Genomic DNA, 20871 nt, shown 5'->3' with positions numbered 1-20871 from the left:
GATGTCGAACCATCGGCTGTCGGGCTGCCCCAGCTGCGCGGAGCCCCTGGAAGAGGGTGACCGTTTCTGCGGCGTCTGCGGCCAACCCGTCCCGCCCTCGCCGCAGTCCGGCGCCGCCCGCCCCACCCTGCCCATCACCCCGCCGCCACCGACCCCGACCCCGGCCCCCACGGTGCACGGGTACGGCAGCACGGCCGGCGCCGCGGCCGCCACCGCGGCCGCTCCCGGCTGGGGCAGCGTGAGCACGGCGGCCCCGACGCTGGTCGAGGGCCCGGGCGGCTGGGCGGACACCCCCGCGGGCGAGGACCCGTACGGCGAGGGCGCCCCGCAGGCCATGGCCCCGGGCCACGAGCCTTCGTACGGCAGCGGCCCGGGCGGCGACAGCGGCGGCGCCGGCCCGCAGGGCCCGGTCCCCGCGGGCGAGCCCCCCTACCCGGCGCCCGCCACGCCCCCGCCCCCGGCGCCCCCGGCGCACGGGCCCGCGTACGGCAGCGGCGACGACGGCGCGCCCGCGCGCTACGACCTGCCCGGCGCCGACATCACACCCCCCGACGCAGCCACCGCGTCCGAGGCCGCGGAGGACACCGGCAAGACCTGCGTCGCCTGCCGCGCCGGCCGGGTCGACACCGACGGCTACTGCGAGCACTGCGGCCACGCCCAGCCCAGGGAGCGGGACCACCTCGAAGAGGAGCTCGGCAGCGTCGCCGCCGTCAGCGACCGCGGGCTGCGCCACCACCGCAACGAGGACGCCTTCGCCGTGGCGGCCACCGCCCTGCCCGACGGCTCCGCCGCCACCGTGGCCATCGTCTGCGACGGGGTCTCCTCCGCCAGCCGCCCCGACGAGGCATCGGCCGCCGCGGCCGGCGCCGCCAACGAGTCGCTGCTCGAAGCCCTGCCCCGCGGCGCCCACCCCCAGGAGGCCATGCACGAGGCGATCTTGGCGGCGGCCGAGGCCGTGAACGCCCTGGCCCCCGAGGTCCCGGGCGCCCAGAACGCACCCGCGTGCACCCTGGTCGGCGCCGTCGTCAGCGGCGGCCTGCTGACCATCGGCTGGGTCGGCGACAGCCGCGCGTACTGGGTCCCGGACGACCGCGCCGCGCTCCCCCGCCGCCTCACCGAGGACGACTCCTGGGCCGCCCAGATGGTCGCGGCCGGCCTGATGGGCGAGGCCGAGGCCTACGCCGACGTCCGCGCCCACGCCATCACCGGCTGGCTCGGCGCCGACGCCTACGACCTCGAACCGCACACCGCCACCTTCAAGCCGGACCACGACGGCGTGGTCGTGGTCTGCACCGACGGCCTGTGGAACTACGCCGAATCCGCGCGCGACATGGCCCAGGTGCTGCCCGCCGACGCCGCTGTCCGTCCCCTGCACAGCGCACAGGTCCTGGTGGGACACGCACTCGACGGCGGCGGACACGACAACGTCACCGTGGCCGTGGTGCCGTTCGCCGCCCTGCCGGAGCCGGCTGCCGGAGCACATCCGGAAGCGGAAGCGGAACCGCATCCCCAGGTCTGACCAGCCTGTCCCCAGCTCCCGAGGAGTCCAACCGATGGCGAACTTCGCCAAGCCGAGCGCGGCGCGCTTCAGCGTCGAGGTGTACCAGAACGAGTTCCTCCCCGAGGGCGGCCGCGACGTCCACGCCATCGTCACGGTCACCTCGACCGGCGGCGCCACCGCCACCCGCACCGCCGCGGACCGGGGCGGCGCCGCCGTCGTGATCATGGTCGACTGCTCCGGCTCGATGGAGTACCCGCCGGAGAAGATGCGCGGCGCCCGCGAGGCCACCGCCGCCGCGATCGACACCCTGCGCGACGGCACCGCGTTCGCCGTGATCGCCGGCACCCACGTGGCCAAGGAGGTCTACCCCGGCCAGGGCCGCCTCGCCACCGCCGACGCGGCCACCCGCGCCCAGGCCAAGGAGGCCCTGCGCGGCCTCACCTCCGGCGGCGGCACCGCCATCGGCACCTGGCTGCGCCTCGCCGACGGCCTGCTGCGCCGTTCCCCCGCCGCCATCCGCCACGGCATCCTGCTCACCGACGGCCGCAACGAACACGAGGACGCCTCGGTGCTCCGGGCCACCCTGGACGCCTGCGCGGGCCGCTTCACCTGCGACGCCCGCGGGGTGGGCACCGACTGGGAGGTCAAGGAGGTCACCGGCATCGCGAGCGGGCTGCTCGGCACCGCCGACATCGTGGCCGACCCGGCCCACCTCGCCGAGGACTTCACGCTCATGATGGAGAACGTCATGGGCAAGGAGGTCGCGGACGTCGCGCTGCGCCTGTGGACCCCGGTCGGCGTGGAGATCCAGTACGTCAAGCAGGTCGCACCCGCCATGCAGGACCTGACGGCCCGCCGCACCGAGGCGGGCCCGCGCGCCGGGGATTACCCGACCGGGTCGTGGGGCGACGAGTCCCGGGAGTACCACGTGTGCGTACGGGTCCCCGCCGCGGCCGTGGGGCAGGAGATGCTGGCGGCCCGCGCCACCTTGATCATGCCGGGAGCAGCGGGCGCACCGCCCGCCACCCTCGCTCAAGGGCTGGTCCGCGCGGTGTGGACGAACGATCTGGCCGCGTCCACCGCCATCAACCCCCAGGTCGCCCACTACACGGGCCAGGCAGAACTCGCGCAAGCCATCCAGCAGGGGCTGGAAGCACGCAAACTGGGCGATGTCGGCGGCGCGACGGCGAAACTCGGTCGGGCCGTTCAGCTGGCGAGCGCCTCGGGGAACGCTGACACTGCCAAACTGCTGGCGAAGGTGGTGGATGTCGTCGACGCGGCGGCGGGTACTGTGCGGCTGAAGGCGAAGGTCGCCGATGCCGACGAGATGACTCTTGAAACGCGTTCGACCCAGACCGTCCGAGTGAAGAAGAACTGACCACAGAGAAGAAGACCTGACGCGATGACGCAGGGAGAAGGGGGAAGAGCCGCCATGCCGACCTGCCCGAACGGGCACCAGTCCGCCTCCGACGACTGGTGCGAGGTCTGCGGCCACCGCATGGCTGCCCCCGCGGCCCCCCCCCCGGCACCCTCCTACGGCTACCCTCCCACCGCCGGTGAGCCCACCGCCCAGGCCGAGCTCTGCCCGCAGTGCCGGACCCCGCGCGAGGCGATGGCCCCGTTCTGCGAGGAATGCCGGTACAACTTCCTGACCCGTACGGCGACTTCGTACACGCCGATCGCGCCGGACACCGGCCATGGCCAGGGCCGCGGCCAGGGGGCCGCCGGAGCGCCGGTCCCGCCGCCGCCGGCACCGCCCGCGCCGCCGGTCGCGCCGCCGACCCCGCCGGCGTACTCGCAGGACCACTTCGAGTACCAGGGCTCGCGGCCCTCCCGGGTCAACCGCCCGGCCGAGCCGCTGCAGCGCGAGGACGACTGGCTGCTGCCGCCTCCGGCGCACGAGCAGCCCGCGCACCCCGGCCAGCCCGGTCAGCCCGCCCAGCAGCAGCCGCCGCAGCGGGAGTACCAGCAGCCCCAGTACCAGCAGCAGCCCCCGCCGCCCCCGCAGCAGCAGGAGTACCAGCAGCAGTACCAGCCGTTCCCGTCCCAGCAGCAGCCCGCCGCCTGGACCGCGACGATCGGCCCCGACCGCTCGTACTTCATGGCGATGATGCAGCGCAGCGGACCGGAGGCGGCCGGCCTCAACCTGCCCGCGTACTCCCCGGAACAGCACCTCCCGCTCTCCGGCGGCCAGATCACCATCGGCCGCCGCCGCGCCTCCACGGGCGAGTCCCCGGACATCGACCTGTCGGTGCCCCCGGAGGACCCGGGCGTCTCGCACCAGCACGCGGTGCTCGTCCAGCAGCCCGACGGCGGCTGGGCCGTGGTGGACCAGAACTCCACCAACGGCACCACCATCAACGGCGGCGAGGACCCGATCCAGCCCTACGTGCCGGTCCCCCTCACCGACGGCGACCGGGTGCACGTCGGCGCCTGGACCACGATCACCGTCCGCCGGGGCTAGAGCTGGAGCTCCGGGCCCGGTCCGCCCTCCTCCCCCAGGGGCCACACGTACGGCCCCTGGGGATCGTCGAGCCACGACCACTGCCCCTCGGCGCTGACCGTCACCCCGAAGCGCTCCCGCGACGGCCGGTCCTCGCGCCGCCACAGGTCCAGCGCCTCCCTCGGGTGCAGCGCGCCCGCGGTCAGCAGCAGCATGAACTGGAAGCGTTCGTTCTCCACCATCTCGTACGGGAGCCCCTGCGGCAGGCCGAACGCCCCGGGCGGCGCCGCCGTGGCCCCGCGCAGCGGCACGAAGTACGCCGAGGTGTGCAGGAAGCGGCCCTCCGCCAGCTCGGCGTCCCGGACCGTCAGCGCGATCAGCCCGGTCGACAGCGGGGCCAGGATCCGCGCCCCCGGCCGGCACTGCCCCAGCCAGGCGTACGGGATCAGCGGCAGCGTGCAGGTCACCAGGATCCGGTCGAAGGGGGCGCGGGAGGGGCAGCCGCGCGCCCCGTCACCGGTGACGACGGTCGGCCGGTATCCGAGCTGGGCCAGGTGGGCGCGCGCGGACTCGGTGATCTCCTCGTCCAGGTCCACGGTGGTGACCAGGTCCTCGCCGAGCCGGTGGCACAGCAGGGCGGCGTTGTAACCGGTGCCCGCGCCGATCTCCAGCACGTTGTCCCCGTCGCGCACCTCCAGGGCCTCCAGCATCTTCGCCATCAGCGAGGGCTGGCTGCTGGAGGAGACGAGCTCGCCGTCGCGCAGCCGCGTCGCGAGCGGGGCGTCCCGGTACACCCCGCGCAGCCAGCGGGCCCGCCGCTCCGGGTCCGGGTCCTCGGCCCACAGCCGCTCGTTGCCCGCGCCGCGGCCGGTGAAGAAGTACGGGACGAAGACGTGCCGGGGCACGGCCGTGAAGGCCGCCCGCCAGGCCGGATCGTCCAGCGCCCCGGCTGCGGTCAGCTCCCGCACCTGCGCGGCGTGCGCGGTCTCCAGCACGTCGCGAACCTCGGCGTGTGCGCCCATGACTCCACTGTCCTGCGCGGGCCGTTCCCGTGCGACCTCGGAGTCCTAGGACCCGGGTCCTCCGTCCGGGCGTCTGAGACGATGGTCGGGTGAATGAGATTCCGAGGGGCACGGTCCAGGAGCAGACCTTCTACGAGCAGGTGGGCGGCGAGGACACCTTCCGCCGTCTGGTCCACCGGTTCTACCAGGGGGTCGCCGAGGACCCGCTGCTGCGTCCGATGTACCCGGAAGGGGATCTCGGGCCCGCCGAGGACCGGTTCGCACTGTTCCTGATGCAGTACTGGGGCGGCCCGAACACGTACAGCGAGAACCGCGGCCACCCGCGCCTGCGCATGCGGCACGCGCCGTTCCAGGTGGACTCCGCGGCGCACGACGCGTGGCTGAAGCACATGCGGGTGGCGGTGGACGAGCTGGGCCTGGCACCGGAGCACGAGGCGCAGCTGTGGCGCTACCTGACGTACGCGGCGGCGTCGATGATCAACACCGCGGGCTAGCGGACTACAGGGGGCGGACCTGGAGGGCGCCGAGCCCTCCGACGCCGCCGGGGCGGCGCATGGCGATCGAGCCGTACGGGGTGCGCAGGCGCAGCCAGCTCCCCGAGGCGAACAGCGCCACCGGGTCGGGGGCACCGGGCGGGACGGGTGCGGCGGGCACGGTGGACCGTATCGGCCGCAGGAAGCCCAGGGACTGCGCGGCGTGCACGGCCCGCAGCGGGAGTTCCGTGTCGCCGAGGGTGCGGGACCAGATCTCGCGGCCGATGCGGTCGCGCTCGGACCGCGTGCGGTGCTGCGGGGGCAGGGCCTCGTCGCGGGCCCGGAACTCGGCCACGGCGGCGGCCACGGCCTCGCCGATCGCCCCGGGGCCGGGCAGTCCGGGAACCTGCTGCCAGCCTCCGCGGGGCGGGAGCACCCCGGCCCAGGCGGGGCCGGTGACGGGTGCGGGGACGACGGCGAGCGCCGAGGCCTCCTCGACGGACTCCAGCAGCTCACCGGCGGACACGGTCAGGTCCAGCGGCGCCGCCACGGGCCCGGCCAGCCGTACCGTGCGGACGGCCAGCACCTCGAAGGACGGCGGCCGCCCGAAGACGGCGAGCGCGCCGCCGCCCGCCTGGAGGCGGACCGCGGCGGCGCGGTCGTAGTGCAGCAGCCGGCCCAGGAAGGCGGCGAGGTCCGCCGCCTCCCCGGAGTCGGCGAACCGCAGCTGTTCGGGGTGCCCGCTCATGCCGCGAGGCGCCCTTGCGCGCTCTTGCGGCCCTTGGAGGCGTCCGCGGCCTCGTCGAGGTACTCCTCGAGGAAGAGCTTCTCCTCGGCCGTGATGCGGCGGGGCCGCCCCTCGGCGAGGTTGTACGGCACGACCACGGTCTCGGCGCGCACGTACACAGTCTCCGGCGCGTCCTGGGTCGCCTCGTCCTTGACCTCGTAGCGGATGGTCAGGGACGCGGCGCCTATCCGGGTCACCCAGGACTCGATGAGGACCGGCTCGTGGCGGTGCACGAGGGGCAGCTTGTAGTCGATCTCGTGGCGGGCCACGACGGAGCCGCCCGTGAAGGACTCACTGCCCTCCCCCGGCGCGAGGCGGAACATGAAGTCGATCCGCGCCTCCTCCAGATAGCGGAGGAAGACGACGTTGTTGACGTGCCCGAAGGCATCCATGTCCGCCCAGCGCAGGGGGCACCGGTAGTGATGTCTGGCCATGACCGTTGCCTCAGCCTCGGGTGAGCTTCTTGTAGGTGGCACGGTGCGGGCGGGTGGCGTCCGCACCGAGGCGCTCGACCTTGTTCTTCTCGTACGACTCGAAGTTGCCCTCGAACCAGTACCACTTGGACTCGCCCTCGTACGCCAGGATGTGCGTGGCGACGCGGTCCAGGAACCAGCGGTCGTGGGAGATGACCACGGCCGCACCGGGGAACTCCAGGAGCGCGTTCTCCAGCGAGGACAGGGTCTCGACGTCGAGGTCGTTGGTGGGCTCGTCGAGGAGCAGCAGGTTGCCGCCCTCCTTGAGCGTCAGCGCCAGGTTGAGGCGGTTGCGCTCACCGCCGGACAGGACGCCGGCCGGCTTCTGCTGGTCCGGGCCCTTGAAGCCGAAGGCGCTGACGTACGCGCGGGACGGCATCTCGACCTGGCCGACGTTGATGTAGTCCAGCTCGTCCGAGACGACCGCCCAGAGGGTCTTCTTGGGGTCGATGTTGGCGCGGCTCTGGTCGACGTACGAGATCTTGACGGTCTCGCCGATCTTGACGGAGCCGGAGTCCGGCGCCTCCAGGCCCTGGATCATCTTGAAGAGCGTGGTCTTGCCGGCGCCGTTCGGGCCGATGATGCCCACGATGCCGTTGCGCGGCAGCGTGAAGGACAGGTCGTCGACGAGGACCTTGTCACCGAACGCCTTGGAGAGGTTGTTGACCTCGACCACGATCGAGCCCAGACGCGGGCCCGGCGGGATCTGGATCTCCTCGAAGTCCAGCTTGCGCATCTTGTCCGCCTCGGCCGCCATCTCCTCGTAGCGGGCGAGACGGGCCTTGGACTTGGTCTGGCGGCCCTTGGCGTTGGAGCGGACCCACTCCAGCTCTTCCTTGAGGCGCTTCTGGCGCTTCTCGTCCTTGCGGCCCTCGACCTTGAGGCGGGTGGCCTTCTTCTCCAGGTAGGTGGAGTAGTTGCCCTCGTAGGGGTGCGCGCGGCCGCGGTCGAGTTCGAGGATCCACTCGGCGACGTTGTTCAGGAAGTAGCGGTCGTGGGTGACGGCCACGACGGCGCCCTTGTACTGCGAGAGGTGCTGCTCCAGCCAGTTCACCGACTCGGCGTCGAGGTGGTTGGTGGGCTCGTCGAGGAGGAGCAGGTCCGGGGCCTCGATCAGCAGCTTGCAGAGCGCGACGCGGCGCTTCTCGCCACCGGAGAGGTTGACGACGGGCCAGTCGCCGGGCGGGCAGCCCAGGGCGTCCATGGCCTGCTCCAGCTGGGCGTCGAGGTCCCAGGCGTTGGCGTGGTCCAGGACTTCCTGGAGCTTGCCCATCTCGTCCATGAGCGCGTCGGTGTAGTCGGTCGCCATCTCCTCGGCGACCTCGTTGAAGCGCTTGAGCTTGCCCATGATCTCGGCGGCGCCGTCCTGGACGTTCTCCAGGACGGTCTTCGACTCGTCGAGCTTGGGCTCCTGCATGAGGATGCCGACGGTGAAGCCGGGCGACAGGAAGGCGTCGCCGTTGGACGGCTGCTCCAGGCCCGCCATGATCTTCAGAACGGTGGACTTACCGGCACCGTTCGGGCCGACCACACCGATCTTCGCACCGGGCAGGAAGTTCAAGGAGACGTCATCAAGGATCACCTTGTCGCCGTGCGCCTTGCGCGTCTTGCGCATGGTGTAGATGTACTCAGCCAAGAGAAACCGTCCGGCAGATCGATGGGTGGGCAGATACACCCCATCTTGCCAGTCGTCCATACCTCGGGGGAAACCCGTATGGCCCCCGGGCCCTGCGCCGGGGCGGTGCACGGGGGCCGGATTCCGGGCCTGGACAGGGATCGGCGGGCCCGGGCGGCCGGTACGGACGCCGAGGGGGCGCCGCCTTCGGGCGGCGCCCCCTCGGTACGTTCCGACTAGGCGCCGGTGCCCGCGCGGCGCATGCGCGCGGCGAGCATCAGGCCGGCGCCGGCGACGAGCGCGGCGCCCGCGCCGCCCGCGGCGAGGGCCGTGTCGGAGCCAGCGCCGGTGGCGGCCAGCGTGTGGCCGGCGCCGTTGGCGGTGACGTTGCCGTTACCGGTGGTGGCGGTGGCTCCGGACCCGGTGGTGACGACGGCGGGCTGCACGGCGGACCCGGTGCCGGTACCCGTGCCACTGCCGGCCTGGGCCTGCTGGGCGGCCTTGGCGGCTTCCTCGGCGGCCTTGTCCTTCGCGCGGGCCTCGTGCTGGCCGGTCTTGAGGAAGGCCTCGATGGCCTTGGGGTCGTCGGAAAGCATGGCGGCCCGCGCCGCCTTCTGCACCTCGGGGCCACCGGCGCCGGCGACCCGGGCCACGCGGACGCGGTTGTCCTCGGCGCGCAGCTGGTACTGGGTCACCTCAAGGAAGTGACGCATCTCGGCGTAGCTCGCACCGCGGGTCAGGAGCTTGTCCGCGGCCTCGCCGGTGTCCCAGCCCTTCTCCCCCTCGGCGATCCTGGCCAGCCAGACGCGGTCGTCGGAGGCGCGGGCCGCGTGCTGGCCGGTCTCCACGAATGCGCGCAGCTCGGCGTGGGTACCGCGCATGGCCCTCTCGGCCTTCTCGCGCACCTGCGAGCCCACGTTCGGGAGCTCCAGCATGCGGGCGATCTCCACGCGGTCGTCGTCGGCGCGGGCCGCGTGCTGGCCGGTCTCCAGGAACTTGCGGACGGCTTCCGGCCCCTCGTCGAGGGCCTTGCTGCCCTTCTCGCGGACCATGGATCCCGGCTTCGCGGCGTGCATGAGCCGCAGGACCGCGATCCGGTCCTCGTCCGCCTGCTTGTCGGCCTGGCTCGCGTCGCCGGCCTTCTCGGCCGGCTGCTCAGCGGGCTTCTCTGCGGACTTCTCGGCCGGGGCCTGGTCGGGAACGGTCGGCGCCGGCGGGGTGGCCGACCCCGGGGCGGTCTCTTCGGCGAAGGCCGGAGAGGCGAGCAGTACGGCCGGAGCAATGGCGGCGGCGGTGACCACCGCGGCGATCCGGGACAGCTTCACAGACAGCACCTCAGTGTTTGCGCGTCTTCACGCGTCAGATGATCCTAATTTCGGATCACTGTAGGCGTTCCGATCACCCCCACTCCACCCCATTGATGTGGAACCCCCGGGTCCGATCCCCAGGTCAGCGGGGGCGGTAGACCGTCAGCGCGTCCGGGAGCTCGTCGAGGACCAGCGCGGCGGGGGCCTTCGCGTATTCGCCGTCGTACGCGAGCGCGGTGCCGGCCGGGATGTCTCCGACGCGCAGGCTGCGCAGGCGCGTGGCCACATGGACGGGGGAACGGGTCAGCGGGCCCGCCAGGGCGGCGGCGAGCAGCCGGGGGCCGGGGCGGCCGCCGCCGTGGACCAGGCGGACGTCGAGCAGGCCCTCGCCCAGGCTCTCGCGCCAGCGAGGCGCGGGTCCGGTGCCCCGGTAGGTGCCGTTGCCGGCGAAGAGGAGCCATACGCTCCGGGGCCGCCCGGCCAGCCGCAGCTGTACGGGGCGCTGGGCCCGCACCACCCGCCAGGCCGCCAGCAGCGCGGCGGGCCCGCCGCCGATCCGGGGTCCCCACCGCAGCCGGTGGCCCAGCAGCTCCGGGTACGCCCCGATGCTGAAGTTGTTCAGGAAGTACGCCGGGCGGCCGCCCTCCGGACCCGGGGTGAAGCGGCCCACCCCGACGTGCACGGCGTGGCCGGCCGCCACGGCGCGGCAGGTGTCCTCCGCTCCGGCGAGGCCGAGGTCCAGCGCGAAGTGGTTGAGCGTGCCGCCCGGGAACACCGCGAGCGGGACCCCGGCCCGCAGTGCGGCGGTCGCGGCGGCGTTGACCGTGCCGTCGCCCCCGCAGACCCCGAGCACGGTGGAGCGGGCGGCCGCCGCCGCCAGCCCGGCGACCAGCTCCGGGCCCGCGCACTCGAACACCTCGGCCTTGGGGAGCCGCTCCCGCAGTACGTCGAGCCCCGCGGCCGCGGCGGTCCCCGACCCGGTGTTCACCACCACCGTGAGCCCGCGCCCGTCGGGCAGCGCGGGAGCCCCGGCCGCCGTCCGCTCGTCGCCCGGGACGACCCGCGCCTCCACGGCGTCCCGCGCGAGGCGGCGTACGACGAACCCAGCGGCCACCCCCAGCGCCGCGCCCGCGAGCACGTCGGAGGGGTAGTGCACGCCGGTGTAGACCCGGGAGAAGGCCACAGCGGCGGCTGCCGGGGCCACCGCGGCGCCCCAGGCCGGGGCCTCCAGCGCGAGCCCGGTGGTGAAGGCGAACGCCGACGCCGAGTGCCCCGACGGGAAGGAGGTGGTCCAGGGCGGCGTCGCCGGCTGGCGCACCACGGGCACGCCGTCCAGCAGCGGCCGCGGCCGGCGTACGGACCACTTGCCGACGGTGTTGATGGTCGCGGAGGCCAGTGCCAGCGAGGCCGCCCCGCGCAGGGCGGCCTTGCGCGCCCCGGCCGAGCCGAGGACGGCGATGCCCGCCGCGGCCGCGCCCCACAGCACCCCGTGGTTCGCGGCCCGCCCGAGCCGGGGCAGCACCCGGTCCGCCCCGGGCCAGTGCCGCCGGGCCACCACGTCGAACAACTGCCGGTCCCACCGCGCGACCGCGCCCCGCCAGGTCAGCTCCTGTCCAGCCATCTCCAGTCCCTACCCGCGCTCCCGGATCCGGAATCAGGGCAGCCGGTCTACTACTCCGACTCCTCCTCCAGCGGACGCTTGCGCAGCAGGAGCACCACCAGACCGCCCAGGACCACCAGACCCACCGCCAGGGAGGCGATGAACGGCGTGGCCGCCGAGCTGCCGCTGGTGGCCAGGCGCTCCTCCGAGCTGTCGGGCGAGCCCTGCGCGGACAGCGAGCCCAGCGTGGTCAGCGCCGTCCCGGCGTTCGTGTTGGAGCCCGCGCCGGAGCCGCTGCCCGATGCCGTGCCCGCCGGAGCGGCGACCGGTGTCTCGGCGGACCGGGGCCACATCGCCGTCGCCGTCGCCGCCGTGGCGGATGCGCTGGAGCCCGCCACGATCTGGGTCTGGGCCGGCACCCCGCTGGTGAAGACCCGGCCGACCGGCACCCTGGTCGCGCCGTGGACCGTGACCGAGGCCATGCCGTCCGGGGTGCCCGCGGGCACCTCGAAGTACAGCCGGCTGCCGTTGACGGCGGTGTCGACCGGCCGCCCCTCGGCGTCCACCACCCGCACCCCCATCGCCACCGCCGCGGCGTCGGGGGTCACGCTCACGCTCTGCGCCCCCGTCCGCACGGTGACCGGCCCGAGCCGGCTGCCCACCGGCCCCGACACGTCCCCGGGGTCCAGCCCCAGCGAAGCCGGCGGCTCCGGCATCCGGCCCGCCTCCCGCTGGAGGTAGTCGGCCAGCTTCTCGGCCGCCGGGTCGGCGGCCTCGACCTGCACGCCGTCCGCCAGCCGCCAGATCGCCACCTGCGTCCCGGCCGCCGCGCTCTCCGCGGTGAGCGCCCCGGCACCGGCCGCCTCGGCGAGCCCGGCCAGGTCGTTCAGCTGCGGATAGGAGTGCTCCAGGACCCAGCGGATCCGGCCCGCCTCCCCGTTCCCCGCGAGCGGGCTTCCGCTCCAGCCGCTCTCGTTGAACCGGGCCTGGGGCTGCGCGTTGCCCGCGAGTCCGACCCCGTACGTCTGGAGCATCCCGCCGCCGTCGACGCGCATCTCGTACAGCCCGGCCGGGATCTGGCGCACGGATCCGTCGCCACCGCGCAGGACCGCCTGCCCGAACGTCTTCAGCCCGTCCAGCACGGCGCTCGCGCCCTCCGGCGCCCTGGGCGCCGTCGGGTCGCTGTCGGCAGCCGCCTGGGCGCCCGGGGCGGCGGCGAGCGCCGCGGCGAGCAGCGCCACCGCCAACGGCCGCCGCACGCCCGCCCGTACGGCAGCTGCCGCGCGAGCCGGCCCAGCAGCCTGAGCCGGGGCCGGAGTTGGACCATGAGCCGGAGCCAGAGCCGGAGCTGGGGCTGGAGCCGCAGTCGGAGCCGGACCAGGAGCGGAATCGGGAGCGGAGAATGCGGGAACGGCAATCGACACAGTCTTCCCCTTCGGGCCGAAGGCCCAGGTGCCCGTGAGTACCGGGGAATCCTATCCGCCTCGAACACTCAGACCACCGCCGCGTTCTGAGTGGCCATCAGAGGGGCGTCCGCCTTGACGATCCGCCGGAAGGCGGCCGTCCCGCGGTTGAGGTCGTGCCCGATGGCGGTCGCCTCGATGTCCGCCGAGAACCATCGGTTGCCCTCCTCGTCGGGCGGGTTCTCGCGCACCCGCAGCCTCCCGTGCACCACGAGCGGTTCGCCGACCGACACGGAACCGGCGAGGTTCAGGGCGAGGGTGCGCCGCGCCCACACGGTGTAGAAGCTGGTGGGCGCGTCCGCCCAGACCTCCTTGCGGCGGTCGAAGTACCGCGGTGTCACGGCGAAGCGGAACCGCGCCGACGGTCCCGCCGGCGTCTCCCTGTAGTCGATCTGCGTTGCCACGTGACCCACCAGCGTCACCTGGGTGTCGTTCATCCCGGCCGCCCTCCCCGGGCGGGGCCGCGGCTCCGATCAGCCCGCCCCACGCCCGCGTTCCGTACCCGAACGGACCATCCGCACGAGGTACGACCATGCTGGGCGAGGCCGCCGGATCCCGCTCGGGCCTGTGGATTACTGGCGGGTTGTGGACAACCTGATCCCCCCTGCGGCTACCGTCGCGTACTGCTCGCGCACCTCGCGGTAGCGCAGCAGCTCCGCCGCCACCGGCTCCAGCACCCGGGCCCGGCCGCACCCTGCCGCCGCCTGCCTCAGCCGCCGCTCCGCGTCCTGCCCGTAGCGCCTCGCCGGACCGCGGGCCGCGATCGAGCAGGCCCACTCCACCAGCGGCCCACCGATGATGCCCGCGACCATCAGCAGCACCGGCGGCAGCAGTCTGGGCTCCAGGACCCCGACGATCTGCCCGACCAGCCACAGCCCGCCGTAGATCTGGAGCAGCGTCATGGCCGCCTGCGCCAGCACCGCCGCCGGCCACCACGTGGGCCGCGGCGGCTTGGCGCTGGGCACCGCGACCGCCGCGCCGAGCGTCACCGCGATCTCGTCCAGCGCCTCCGGAAGCCCGTGGGCGCCGCGCACCGCCGTCTCGCGGACCGCCTGGGCCCAGGGCTGGGGCAGGCCGGTGGCCGCCTCGTCGGCGACCGTCCGCACGGCCTGCTCCACGCGCTGGCGGGCCGTCACCTCCTCCTCCACCGGCGCCTCCACGACGGCCGCGCCCCGGCCGCCGATCGCCGCCAGGGCGGCCAGCCCGGCCAGCGTGCGCGGGGCGCGCCGGCTCTCGTACCACCGCCACAGCCGCAGCCACGGGGTCCCGCACGCCTTTCCGGCATTGCGCCGCCAGGCCCGCTCGGCGGCGAGCCCGGCGGCATACGCCCCGACCGCCTCGGCGAGCCGGTCCTCGAACTCGGCGCGCGCGGCCTCCCCGATCTCCGGCCCCGGGTGCCCGTCGGCGACGTAGAGGGGCCGCAGGCGCGCGGCGGCCCGGTCGACATCGGCGCAGATCCGCCGGGTCGCGGCGCCCTTCTCCTGGGTGAACTGTCCGAGCATCTCGCGCAGTTCCCCGACGCCCTCACCCGTGAGGGCGGACAGTCCGAGCACGGTGGCCCCCGGCTCCCCGTGCTCGCCGAGCGCGATCCCGTCGTCGTCCAGCAGCCTGCGCAGGTCGTCCAGTACGAGGTCCGCCGATTCGCCGGGCAGCCGGTCCACCTGGTTCAGCACGACGAAGGTCACCTCCGCGTGCCCGGCCAGGGGGCGCAGGTACCGCTCGTGCAGCACGGCGTCGGCGTACTTCTCCGGGTCCACGACCCACACCACCGCGTCGACCAGTGCCAGCACCCGGTCCACGTGGTCCCGGTGCGCGCCGACGGCCGAGTCCAGGTCGGGCAGGTCCACCAGGACCATCCCCCGCAGCGCCTCAGCCTCCGAGGTCTCGCGGGGCCGGCGCCGCAGCCGTCCGGGGATCTCCAGCCGGTCGAGCAGGCCGGCGGCCCCGTCCGACCAGCTGCACGCGATCGGCGCCGCGGTCGTGGGCCTGCGCAGCCCCGTTTCGGAGATCTGCACTCCGGCGAGTGAATTGAAGAGGGTGGACTTGCCGCTTCCGGTGGCTCCGGCGATGGCGACGACCGTGTGCTGCGCCGACAGGCCGCGCCGCGCCGCCGCCTCGTCCAGCACCCGCCCGGCCTCGGCGAGGGTCTTTCCGTCGAGGATCCGGGTCCGGGACAGCCCGACCAGCTGGCGCAGCGCGTCCAGGCGCGCCCGCAGCGCCTGGCCCTCGGGGCTGAGCGGGGAAGCGGGGGCCTTGCCGCCGTCTTCGCCCGCCCCGGAGACCGCCCGTACGAGCGCGTCGTCGCCCTCGTCGTCGCCGGTTCCGGGCCAGTCGTCTTCGGTGGGCCGGGGGCGCGAGCGTGCGATGAGTCCGTCGTCCCAGCGGTCGTCGGTGCGATCGGTCAAGGCGGTCACGGCGTCATCTCTCCTTCTGCAGTAGCGACAGCGCGGCGATCAGCTCGGACTGTGGTTCCGGGGTCACTTCGAGCGCTTCCAGGGGGGCGAGCCGGCGGTCGCGCTCGGCGCGCAGCACCTGGTCGAGGTGCTCGCCGACGAGCTCGCCGCCGCGGTCGCGCAGCCGCAGGGCGGCCTGCGCGCCGATCCGTTCGGCGAGCTTCTCCCCCGCCGGGCGGGCCCGCTTGCCGCCCAGCAGGGCGGCGACCAGCAGGGCGGCGATACCGTCGGGGTCGGGCGCGGGCTGCTTGTCGAGCTGCGCGACCTCCTCCTCGGCGAGTTCCTCCAGCACGCGCCGCCAGCGGCGTACGGCCATGCCGATACGTTCCGCCGCCTCGCGATCGGGCGCGGGCAGCGACACCGCCCCGGCGGCCGGCTCGCGCCGCCAGGCCTCGGCGATCCGCTCGTCGGCGGCGGCGACCGCGCACTGGAGCAGCGCCGCCAGGGACTCCGCCAGCGAGTCGAGCAGTTCGTCCGCGCTGGTGTCGAGCGGGTAGCCGCGCCAGCGGGTCAGCGCGTCGCCGGCGAGCACGGCGCCCTGGTCGAGGCGGTTGCGCACCCGCTTGCCCTCCCGCTTGTACGCGTCCTCGACGGCCGAAGTCAGCCGTACGGCGGCAGCGTGCTGGGCGGCGACGGCCGAGGCGAGCTCGGGCATCCGCCGCGCGAGGGAGTCCAGCGCCCCGAGCGCGGTGCGCCCGACGGCGTACTGCCGGGCGGCCGGGTCCTGGACGTGGTGGGCGAGCCACGCGGCGAGCGGCGCGACGGCGCTGGCCGGCAACAGCCCGCCCCCGCCGGCCGACTCGGGCAGCTCGGGAACCGTGAACCGCGGCACCTCGCCCAGCCCGGCCCGCGTGAGCAGAGCCCCGTACTGCCGTGAGACCTCGGCGAGCACCTGGTGCGGAACCCGGTCGAGGACGGTGATCAGAGTGGCCTTGTACTGCTTGGCGGTGCGGAGCAAGTGCCAGGGCACGGCGTCGGCGTACCGCGAGGCGGTGGTGACCATGACCCAGACGTCGGCGGCGCAGATGAGCTCGGCGGCGAGTGTCCGGTTCTCGACCACGAGGGAGTCGATGTCGGGGGCGTCGAGGATGGCGAGCCCGCGGGGCAGGGAGGAGACGGTCTCGATCCGCAGCTCGCGGGTGGAGTGGTTCAGGGGGCCGCGGGGGGCGGTCGTCTTCGGGGCCGGAACGCACTCCTCCTCCCCCGGCGGGGCCCAGACCCGCATCAGGTCGGGGAGCACCCTCATGCCGGCGAACCAGTGGTGGTCATCCGGATGGCAGACGAGCACCGGCGTGCGCGTGGTCGGACGCAGCACCCCGGCTTCGCTGACCTGCCGCCCGACGAGGGAGTTGACGAGGGTGGACTTACCGGCCCCGGTGGACCCGCCGACAACGGCGAGCAGCGGCGCCTCGGGCGCCTTCAGCCGGGGTACGAGGTAGTCGTCGAGCTGCGCGAGCAGCTCGGCTCTGGTCTGGCGGGCGCGGGGGGCGCCGGGCAGGGGCAGCGGCAGACGCACGGACGCGACCCGGTCGCGCAGGGCGGACAGGGCATCGAGCAGCTGAGGCCGAACATCCAAGGTCACCACATGCGAAGAATGCCCAATTTAGGACCATTTTTGAAGCTTATACGTCCTCTGCGCGCCGACCGCGACTCCAGTGGGACATTCTGGGCACGGCGGACGAGTGGGGCGCAGGCATAACGAGTGCACAACACCCAGGGCGCCGCGGCGCAAAAGCGATGCGAGAATCGCACCTGCCTGCGATTATCGGGACCGCTTCACCGAACCTCCACATCGTGGCACGCGGGTGAAGCAACCGGGACAAGGCAACCGGAGCCCTATCCTTGACCCGGCACGGACCACAGTCCCACCCCCACCAAAGGGGCTCCAGGCCACCACGGCCACCTTCCGGCCCCCGTAGCTCAGTGGATAGAGCAGGTGCCTTCTAAGCACTTGGCCGCAGGTTCGAGTCCTGCCGGGGGCACTCTTCTCCACCACCCCGAGCCCTCCCTTCGCGGAGGGCTTCAGTGCAGGTCAGGGCACCTTACCGAGCGGGTTGTAGCGCCAGGGTAAGCGGTCGGCCGCGCGGCGCGGACGGCCCCTGTGCCACTCGCCCGCACTCACCCGGTCGGCCGAAGCGGCGGGGCGGGGACGCGGCTCATACGACCGTCCCGCCCGACAGGGGGCGTCGGGCGGGACGGGAGCGGGGTGACGCGCGTGGATCACGCGGTCGGGGCGTCCTGGGGGGAGACGCCGAAGGCCTTGACGGCCTGGTAGTAGGTCCAGGCCGTGCTGTCGCAGGAGGCCTTCTTCACGCTCGAGTACTGCGAGCAGACGCGCTTGAGGTCTGAGTAGAACATGTCGTCCAGCCGGGTCTTGGTGGCCGAAAACTCTCCTGCCGCCTTGTAGTTGCGGTAGCCGAAGTCGTGGCGGGCGCAGGCCGTCTGGAAGGGGAAGCCGAACGGGTTGTCCGGGGAGGTCGTGCAGTAGTCGGTCGACCAGTCGAAGCCGTACGCCGACCAGGCGCCCTGGTTGCCGCGGGCCGCGACCCAGGAGTTGTAGCTGGCGGCGCTCGTCTGGGTCCAGTTGCTCAGCACCTGCGGCTTGTCCGCGGGGGCCGCCGACGCGGGGGTCGCGAAGACGAGCACACCGGCCGCGGCGGCGGACGCGAGAACGGGGGCGAGACGACGGCGCATGACATTCCTCCAGGACGGGGCGGGGGGCGGTACGACGGGGGGCGGTACGGGAGTACTACGCGGGGCGGTATTGCCCGCCGCCCGGCCAACTCCCGGTGCGGCGTCTGGTCACACCCTCGGAGCCCGCCATATCGCCGATCCCCACGGCGCCTATAAGCGCCGCGCGCGCCTGGGCCTCGATGCCGCCTCGGCCGGACCCGGACTGAGCCGGGACTCAGGTATGAGTCGCTGTCACTCTTGGGGTCGAGAGCAGGTTCGTACTCGGGAGGGACGCGCAAACGGCCGCGGGCGCGAACACTTGCGGGTATGAACCGCCGTCCCCTCGTCATCGCCGCCGCCACCGTGGGAGCTCTCGCCACCGCCGCCTTCGCGCTGCCCAACCTGCCGCCCAACCCTGTGAGCGACGTGGTCGACGGCGCGGTGTTCAAGGAGAAGGGCAAGCGCTTCAAGAACGCGTCCGATGCTCCGACGCGCGGGGATCAGGCGTGGGTTCTGCCGTCCTGGATACCCAAGGACGCCACCGATGTGCGCATACACGCGCGGACCACCGGCGAAGCCCGGCTGATCCGGTTCAAGCTGGGCGAGACGCCGCTGGACGGCCCGCAGTGCTCGGCGGGCACGCCGAAGAAGATGGCGAAGCCGGGGCTGGACGCCAAGTGGTGGCCGCGCGACACCCGGGCCGAGGAGCGGTCCGAGTGCCGGGACTTCTACCAGTACCAGGTCGCGGTGCGCGGCAAGCGGGTCTACGCCTGGACCGACGGGACCCCGTCGCCGGGCGCCAAGACGCAGGACGGCGCCCCGGCGACCCGGCAGACGGGTAGTCGCTAAGCGCTAGGCCTGGGGCAGGTCCGGGGTGCTCGCGAGGGCTGCCGCGGCGGCGCGGGCGAAGCCGTCGGGGTTGTCGAGCATGATGTTGTGGCCGCAGTCGGGGATTGCGAGCACCATCACCCCGGAGGCCTCAAGCGCCTCGGTGCCGGGGAAGTGGCCGTCCTCGGCCGGGAACAGGTAGCTGCGCGGGATCTTCAGCTCCAGCAGCAGCTCGCGCATCGTGGGCTTCGTGCCCGCGGCGAGGTGGACGGCGGTGCGGTGCAGGGCCACCCGGCCCGCGAGCCGCATCGTGGACCACCAGTGCGCGCCGACCCGGTCGCGCACCTCGGCCCAGCCGCCGGCCAGGAACTCCTCCTCGGTGTAGGTGGCGAGCCCGCTGCTGCCGGCCGTACCGGGGGTGGGCGGGATCGGATCCAGGTTCGCGTCGACCAGCACCAGGCGGGAGACGAGGTGGGGGTGCCGGTCGGCCAGTACGACGGCCACGGCGCCGCCCATGCTGTGCGCGATCAGCTCGGCGCCGTCGGCTCCGGCCTGTTCGAGTGCGGAGGCGAGCGCGTCGGCGTGCGCTTCCAGCGTGTACGAGAAGTCCTCGGGACGGTCGCTGTGCCCGTGCCCCAGCAGGTCGACCAGCAGGGACCGGCGCCCGGCGAGGAGCGGGTGCACGGCGCTCGCCGCGAAGTAGGCGGGCGAGGTGGAACCGAGTCCGTGCAGGTAGACCCGGGCCGGTCCGGCCCCGGGCAGTTCGACCCACCGGATCCGGTCACCCGCGGGTGTGACGACGGCACTTCGCATTCTGGACTCCCCCAAGTCGGATGAGCAGATCGATCAAGTAGATGTCGGGATGGAAGCATAGGTCGCGCCCGGGGAAGGGCCCGCCGACCTGCTCGTCTGCCCTCGTCTACCCTCGTCGGGTGGGTACCTACGTGAACCGCCTCGGCAGCGACGCACCGCGGACCGCCGGGCTTCCGGTCGGCGCGGACGTGGTGGTCTGGGCTCTGGACACCACCTCGGAGGTGGTCGGCGGCCACCGGGTCGCCGAGGCGCTCCCGATGCTGGACGAGGCCGAGCGCGACCGGGCCGGGCGGATGGTGCGGGAGGCCGACCGGAGCCGCTACATGGCCTCGCACGTGGCGCTCCGGGTGCTGCTCGGCGGCTACCTCGGGCTGGACCCGGCACAGGTGGCGCTGGTCCGCGAGACGTGCCCGTGCTGCGGCGGCCCGCACGGCCGGCCCGCCGTGGCCGGCGGCGCCCCGCACTTCTCCCTCTCGCACAGCGACGACGTTGCCTACCTCGCCTTCGCCGGGGTCCCGGTCGGGGTCGACGTGGAGGCGGTTCCGAGCGCGGCCGCGGTGGCCGACGTACTGACCACCCTGCACCCCGCGGAGAGCGCCGAACTGACCGCGCTCCCGGAGCCGCAGCGGCCGTCGGCGATGGCCCGGGTGTGGTGCCGCAAGGAGGCCTGCCTCAAGGCCGTCGGCACGGGCCTGGCGCTCGGCCTGGCGGAGCCGTACGTGAGCTCCGCGCACACCCCGGCCGCGGTCCCCGGCTGGACCCTGACCGACCTGCCTGCCCCGCCCGGCTACGCGGCGGCCCTCGCCCTCCACGCCCCGGACTAGAGGGTGTCTGACGGATGTCCGCCACGCCGCTATGGTGGCCGCCATGGACATCCGCCGAGCCGCCGCACCCGACGAACTCCGGGCCGCCGAGGGCCTTTTCGACGGGCCCGTCAGCGAGGACCTGGCACAGCGGTTCCTCGCCGCGCCCGGGCACCTGATGCTCATCGCGTACGTGGACGGCGTGCCCGCCGGCATGGTCTCCGGCATCGAGATGAGCCACCCGGACAAGGGCACCGAGATGTGCCTGTACGAGCTCTCCGTGGACGAGGGCTACCGGCGGCGCGGGATCGGCCGCGCCCTGACCGAGGCCCTGGCCGCCGAGGCCCGCGCCCGCGGCTGCTACGGCATGTGGGTGGGCGTCGACACCGACAACGAGGCGGCCCTGGCCACCTACGCCTCGGCCGGCGCCCGCGACGAAGGCGTGTTCTCCATGCGCGGCTGGCCACTGGGGGGTGCCTGACGGATGTCCGCGGCGTCGCGGACATCCGTCGGACACCCCCCAGGGAGTGTCGTCAAAGTGGCGTCGGCCGCCCGAAGGGCGGGGCCGGCGGGGCCTGGTGCGTGCGCTCGCAAGGCGGAGGAGGGAATCGACGCGG

Annotated in this window: 19 protein-coding genes and 1 tRNA gene; 8 read left to right on the top strand and 12 right to left on the bottom strand. The window is 74.0% G+C overall.

Annotated features, from left to right (window positions below):
• The first annotated feature begins 1 nt into the window (after position 1).
• From ACZ7GJ_RS08300 to ACZ7GJ_RS08290, 3 genes are read left to right on the top strand one after another with little or no spacing between them, the layout of a single operon-like run.
• A complete protein-coding gene (locus ACZ7GJ_RS08300) occupies positions 2 to 1519 on the top strand; it encodes a protein phosphatase 2C domain-containing protein (RefSeq protein ID WP_470750367.1) in 1518 nt (505 codons plus the stop codon).
• Between the two features lie 34 nt (positions 1520 to 1553).
• On the top strand, positions 1554 to 2879 hold the full coding sequence (locus tag ACZ7GJ_RS08295; protein WP_470750366.1) for a vWA domain-containing protein: 1326 nt from the start codon (positions 1554 to 1556) through the stop codon (positions 2877 to 2879).
• Positions 2880 to 2933: 54 nt separating this feature from the next.
• Positions 2934 to 3965, top strand: a complete 1032-nt coding sequence (locus ACZ7GJ_RS08290; RefSeq protein WP_470750365.1) for an FHA domain-containing protein — start codon at positions 2934 to 2936, stop codon at positions 3963 to 3965.
• On the opposite strand, the gene ACZ7GJ_RS08285 is transcribed toward ACZ7GJ_RS08290, so the two are convergent.
• Positions 3962 to 4966 carry a methyltransferase domain-containing protein gene (locus ACZ7GJ_RS08285; RefSeq protein ID WP_470750364.1) on the bottom strand — a complete coding sequence of 335 codons (1005 nt, stop codon included), beginning with the start codon at positions 4964 to 4966 and terminating at the stop codon, positions 3962 to 3964. The genes ACZ7GJ_RS08290 and ACZ7GJ_RS08285 overlap by 4 nt on opposite strands.
• An 89-nt stretch (positions 4967 to 5055) precedes the next feature.
• Here ACZ7GJ_RS08285 and ACZ7GJ_RS08280 point away from each other — a divergent pair, with 89 nt between their 5' ends.
• Positions 5056 to 5460, top strand: a complete 405-nt coding sequence (locus tag ACZ7GJ_RS08280; protein WP_470750363.1) for a globin — start codon at positions 5056 to 5058, stop codon at positions 5458 to 5460.
• Between the two features lie 4 nt (positions 5461 to 5464).
• Here the strand turns inward: ACZ7GJ_RS08280 and ACZ7GJ_RS08275 are convergent, their stop codons facing one another.
• From ACZ7GJ_RS08275 to ACZ7GJ_RS08235, 9 genes are all read right to left on the bottom strand, one after another.
• Complete coding sequence (locus ACZ7GJ_RS08275; protein WP_470750362.1) at positions 5465 to 6187, bottom strand: DUF8010 domain-containing protein; 723 nt, start codon at positions 6185 to 6187, stop codon at positions 5465 to 5467.
• Positions 6184 to 6660: an acyl-CoA thioesterase gene (locus ACZ7GJ_RS08270; RefSeq protein ID WP_470750361.1), complete on the bottom strand. Its 477-nt coding sequence runs from the start codon at positions 6658 to 6660 to the stop codon at positions 6184 to 6186. The genes ACZ7GJ_RS08275 and ACZ7GJ_RS08270 overlap by 4 nt, the downstream gene beginning before the upstream one ends.
• Before the next feature lie 10 nt (positions 6661 to 6670).
• On the bottom strand, positions 6671 to 8335 hold the full coding sequence (gene ettA, locus ACZ7GJ_RS08265) for an energy-dependent translational throttle protein EttA (RefSeq protein WP_470750360.1): 1665 nt from the start codon (positions 8333 to 8335) through the stop codon (positions 6671 to 6673).
• 215 nt (positions 8336 to 8550) lie between these two features.
• Complete coding sequence (locus ACZ7GJ_RS08260; protein ID WP_470750359.1) at positions 8551 to 9639, bottom strand: ALF repeat-containing protein; 1089 nt, start codon at positions 9637 to 9639, stop codon at positions 8551 to 8553.
• A 124-nt stretch (positions 9640 to 9763) separates the two neighbouring features.
• A complete protein-coding gene (locus ACZ7GJ_RS08255; protein ID WP_470750358.1) occupies positions 9764 to 11242 on the bottom strand; it encodes a phosphatase PAP2 family protein in 1479 nt (492 codons plus the stop codon).
• Positions 11243 to 11292: 50 nt separating this feature from the next.
• A complete protein-coding gene (locus ACZ7GJ_RS08250) occupies positions 11293 to 12480 on the bottom strand; it encodes a thioester domain-containing protein (RefSeq protein ID WP_470750357.1) in 1188 nt (395 codons plus the stop codon).
• A gap of 233 nt (positions 12481 to 12713) precedes the next feature.
• On the bottom strand, positions 12714 to 13121 hold the full coding sequence (locus tag ACZ7GJ_RS08245; RefSeq protein ID WP_470750356.1) for a single-stranded DNA-binding protein: 408 nt from the start codon (positions 13119 to 13121) through the stop codon (positions 12714 to 12716).
• 135 nt (positions 13122 to 13256) lie between these two features.
• Entirely contained in the window at positions 13257 to 15098 is a 1842-nt protein-coding gene (locus ACZ7GJ_RS08240) for a GTPase (protein ID WP_470750355.1), read from the bottom strand.
• A 4-nt stretch (positions 15099 to 15102) separates the two neighbouring features.
• Positions 15103 to 16713 (bottom strand): dynamin family protein, encoded by a 1611-nt coding sequence (locus tag ACZ7GJ_RS08235; RefSeq protein WP_470750354.1) that lies wholly within the window; start codon positions 16711 to 16713, stop codon positions 15103 to 15105.
• 333 nt (positions 16714 to 17046) lie between these two features.
• Here ACZ7GJ_RS08235 and ACZ7GJ_RS08230 point away from each other — a divergent pair.
• Positions 17047 to 17119, top strand: a tRNA-Arg gene (locus ACZ7GJ_RS08230).
• Between the two features lie 238 nt (positions 17120 to 17357).
• Here the strand turns inward: ACZ7GJ_RS08230 and ACZ7GJ_RS08225 are convergent.
• A complete protein-coding gene (locus ACZ7GJ_RS08225) occupies positions 17358 to 17831 on the bottom strand; it encodes a phospholipase (protein ID WP_470750353.1) in 474 nt (157 codons plus the stop codon).
• A gap of 306 nt (positions 17832 to 18137) precedes the next feature.
• Here ACZ7GJ_RS08225 and ACZ7GJ_RS08220 point away from each other — a divergent pair, with 306 nt between their 5' ends.
• A complete protein-coding gene (locus ACZ7GJ_RS08220; RefSeq protein ID WP_470750352.1) occupies positions 18138 to 18659 on the top strand; it encodes a hypothetical protein in 522 nt (173 codons plus the stop codon).
• Between the two features lie 3 nt (positions 18660 to 18662).
• On the opposite strand, the gene ACZ7GJ_RS08215 is transcribed toward ACZ7GJ_RS08220, so the two are convergent.
• Complete coding sequence (locus ACZ7GJ_RS08215; RefSeq protein WP_470750351.1) at positions 18663 to 19451, bottom strand: alpha/beta fold hydrolase; 789 nt, start codon at positions 19449 to 19451, stop codon at positions 18663 to 18665.
• Between the two features lie 119 nt (positions 19452 to 19570).
• Between ACZ7GJ_RS08215 and ACZ7GJ_RS08210 the strand changes: the two genes are divergently transcribed.
• Together ACZ7GJ_RS08210 and ACZ7GJ_RS08205 are read left to right on the top strand one after the other, a co-directional pair.
• A complete protein-coding gene (locus tag ACZ7GJ_RS08210; protein ID WP_470750350.1) occupies positions 19571 to 20275 on the top strand; it encodes a 4'-phosphopantetheinyl transferase family protein in 705 nt (234 codons plus the stop codon).
• Between the two features lie 43 nt (positions 20276 to 20318).
• Positions 20319 to 20735, top strand: a complete 417-nt coding sequence (locus ACZ7GJ_RS08205) for a GNAT family N-acetyltransferase (protein ID WP_470750349.1) — start codon at positions 20319 to 20321, stop codon at positions 20733 to 20735.
• Positions 20736 to 20871 lie beyond the last annotated feature (136 nt).

The organism is Streptomyces sp. NPDC037242 (genome assembly GCF_055604165.1).
Note: the sequence above shows the minus strand (reverse complement) of the source record. Positions and strands in the feature narration are given on the sequence as shown.